This is a genomic window from Campylobacter sp. BCW_4323 (assembly GCF_001763115.1).
Lineage (GTDB): Bacteria > Campylobacterota > Campylobacteria > Campylobacterales > Campylobacteraceae > Campylobacter_D > Campylobacter_D jejuni.
In genome coordinates, this window is the sequence record NZ_MJYC01000054.1 from 1 (window position 1) to 3153 (window position 3153).

Below are 3153 nucleotides of genomic sequence, written 5' to 3' on the forward strand. Positions count from 1 at the left end.
CCACTTGATATATTGTCTATTCCTTTGCTTTCTAGTTTTTCTTTGAGTTTAGAATAAATAGGAATTTGCAAATTTACTCCTAATATAGATAAATTGTTTTATTATAACCAATCTACTTAATACTTTTAATTAATTTAAACTCTTTGTTTTTAAGATATTCTTGTCTTAATGTTTCATCTGCTTTATCAAGCTCATCAGGACTTTTGTCTTTGGTAAGTCCTAAGAAAGCGTGGGTGGAGGTCGATTTGCTTTATGCTTTCACCCAGAGTTTGAAAAAGATCATTCATTTATATTTTTATATTTTCTCTAGCTTGTTCCATAAGTTCTTTTGTGCTTACTTGTGGTTTGTAATTAAATGATTTAAAATAACTTGCCTTATAAGCATTTGCACATTCTTTGATTTTAGATTCTAACTCTGTAGGATTTTTTGGATCTTCATAGTATTACATACTTTTTTGGCTCTAAAGAGCAAGCAGAAAAAACACAAGCAGTAACTACACTTAATAAACTCAGTTTAATTAAATTTTGCATAAAAGTTCCTTTTTCTATAAATTTTATATATATTTATAGTAACTATAATATACTAATATTTATTAACATATAATAAAATTAATTTTAAATAATAATATTATTATATAATATTTTACAAAATAATTATAAGAAATAATTATTTTTTATTTTAATATGATGAATTATCTTGTAACGCCCAAATTTTCATATAAAATATTAAAATTTATATAAAAATCTTTTATAAATTTTCAATCTACCTAAAAGGCTAAATTGATTTTTATAGGAACGAACGCTGTTCCACTATCCACTAGAGTTTGCACTGCATTGTGGAATACTTTTCTTGCTATGCCTATTGCTCCATTAACATCAGCATTCAATATTTTATTTGTGCTTGATTTAAATAAACCTCTTTTTATTCTTTTACCTAAATACTTTTCTTGATGTTTCATTTTTTCATTAGCTAAATGGTCGCATTTACTCGTATAGTTTTCTTCTGTTAAAACGAAATTAATACCATATGTTTCACATTTATAAGCTAATTTAGAAATAAAGTTTTCATAAGGTATTGAAGTAAAAGATTGATTATTTTTAGCACCTAAATTAATTTCTTTTTTCCATTCTTTATTTTTACCAATAATTAATGTTTCAATAGAATGTTTAACACAATACTTAACTAAAAAATTACTTGCTTTATGTAAAAAATCATTTAATTTGTTTTCACGAAAGTTTAATAATTTTAGTAGTTGCTTTGTGATAAATCTATTATTACTCTTTTTTGCTATTGCTTGTAAATATGCTTTTTTCTTATTGTAATATTGATTTATACTTTTAATACCTTTGCCATTGATAATTAAAGGCTGTTTGCTTTGAGTATCTATTGTAGTTACAAAGTTATTTAAACCTAAATCACAAGATAAAAAGCTGTTTTTTACATAATTAATAGCTAGTTGATTAGTTTCATACACTATTTCAACTATAAAACAAGTTGCTTTGGGAATAATCCTAACTTGTTTTAGACTTGAAATATTAGTATCTATTTTAGTAATGATAGATTTTATATTTACACTTTTAGGAAATACGATTTTATTAAAGTTTTTATATTGTTTTATTTTTGCTTGTTGGTTTGTAAATATAGCTATATGATGACCTTTTTCTCCTTTTCTTTTGTATTTAGGTAGTTTGGGATTACTTGTAAATTTGTTCTTATCTTTTTGATAAGACTTTAAACATTTAAAAAAGCTTTTCCAATCTTTATATAATAATTTAATTGTTTGTTGGGCTGTTTGACTAGGTAATTCTTTATAATCAAATTGTTTTTCACTAGCTAATTTTTTACTTAAATCATACTCTTTTATTTGTGGTTTTTTAGTTATAAAATCTTGTCTAAGCAAGTAATTAACATAGTTATATAAGTTTTTAGTCTTATTTGCAAGCAATAAAAGTGAATTGTAATTTTTATTGTAGGGCTTAATTATATGTCTTTCAACTCTTTGTAATGTTTTCATTTGCCTTGCTTTCATTTAATAATTTATTGGCTAATCTTCTCTTTGAATACATTTTCATAGAAAAAGAGTGTATTGTTTGCATAATATCTTCAAATAATTCTTGCTCTAGTGCTTTGTTTTCGCAAGAGTTAATAATTTCTATTCTAGCACCATTATCGTTAAAAAGTTTTTCCACTAAATCATAAGATAGTCTTGCTAGTCTATCTTTATAAGCTATATAAACAACACTAATTCTTTTTTGCATAACATCATCTAAAAGCTCCATAAAACCTTTTCTGTCTAAAGTCATTCCACTTTTAATATCTTCATAGACCTTATCTACTTTTATTCCTTTTGCATTTAAAAAAGCGATTGTGTTTTCTATTTGATTTTTTAAATCTTGTTTTTGTTTGTGGGTGCTTACTCTTGCATATATAACATTTAGTTTTTCATCTTTAATATTTGCTAATCTATAAACATCTTCTCTGTTATATAGGTATGAAGAATTTGGCATTTGCGTAACTCTTATTTTTCCACTTTTAACATATTTATAAAGAGTTACACGACTTATTTTTAAAAGCTTTAAAACTTCTTTTGCTTTCAAATATTTTCCTTAATTGTAATTATATAAATTATATAAATTATATAATTATTTAGTTAATATCTTTATATAAATTTTTTCAATGAATATCAAAGACTTTTAGATTTTATTAGAAAGGATAAATAATAATGGAAAAAACTAAAAGCTATATCAAGCTTTTGATAAAGGGATTTGGGATATAGTATTATTCGGTATAATAAGCCTTATATTTATGGTTGTTATGTTTGGTTATCTTATGGAAATTTTGCGGACACTCAACACAAAAGAAATTTATGCCACAAATAAAGACCTTATTGTAAAGAAATTTGTCGGCAAAGATAAAATTTTTGAGATTGGAAGTTTTTATTTTTGTTATTTTTCACACACATTTACTGCTATTTATGCCGATAGCGTAACCATATCTAAATTTGGCGAGGAAATTTATAATGCATATTCGTTTTTAGATCCACTCAGAAGCAATAATATCCAAGAATTATATGCAATAATAAAACCCCAAACGCAAGAATATTTAAGCAAAATTGATTTGAAAAACTATGAATTTTTTAAGAGTAGGCATAG

Annotated in this window: 3 protein-coding genes; 1 reads left to right on the plus strand and 2 read right to left on the minus strand. The window is 24.3% G+C overall.

The annotated features are described in order from the left end of the window. Positions 1–767: 767 nt before the first annotated feature. Both AJN60_RS04915 and AJN60_RS04920 read right to left on the minus strand, forming a co-directional pair. Positions 768–2015 (minus strand): RNA-guided endonuclease InsQ/TnpB family protein, encoded by a 1248-nt coding sequence (locus tag AJN60_RS04915; RefSeq protein WP_070243227.1) that lies wholly within the window; start codon positions 2013–2015, stop codon positions 768–770. Further along, complete coding sequence (locus AJN60_RS04920) at positions 1993–2598, minus strand: IS607 family transposase (RefSeq protein ID WP_070243226.1); 606 nt, start codon at positions 2596–2598, stop codon at positions 1993–1995. Before AJN60_RS04920 ends, AJN60_RS04915 begins: the two co-directional genes overlap by 23 nt. 217 nt (positions 2599–2815) lie before the next feature. Between AJN60_RS04920 and AJN60_RS04925 the strand changes: the two genes are divergently transcribed. After that, the coding region (locus AJN60_RS04925; protein ID WP_222546079.1) for a hypothetical protein at positions 2816–3153 on the plus strand (338 nt) is incomplete at its 3' end.

Bases quoted from the DNA above. Each gene is read 5' to 3' on its own strand.
- AJN60_RS04915 (WP_070243227.1), bottom strand. From the start codon at position 2,015: ATGAAAACATTACAAAGAGTTGAAAGACATATAATTAAGCCCTACAAT.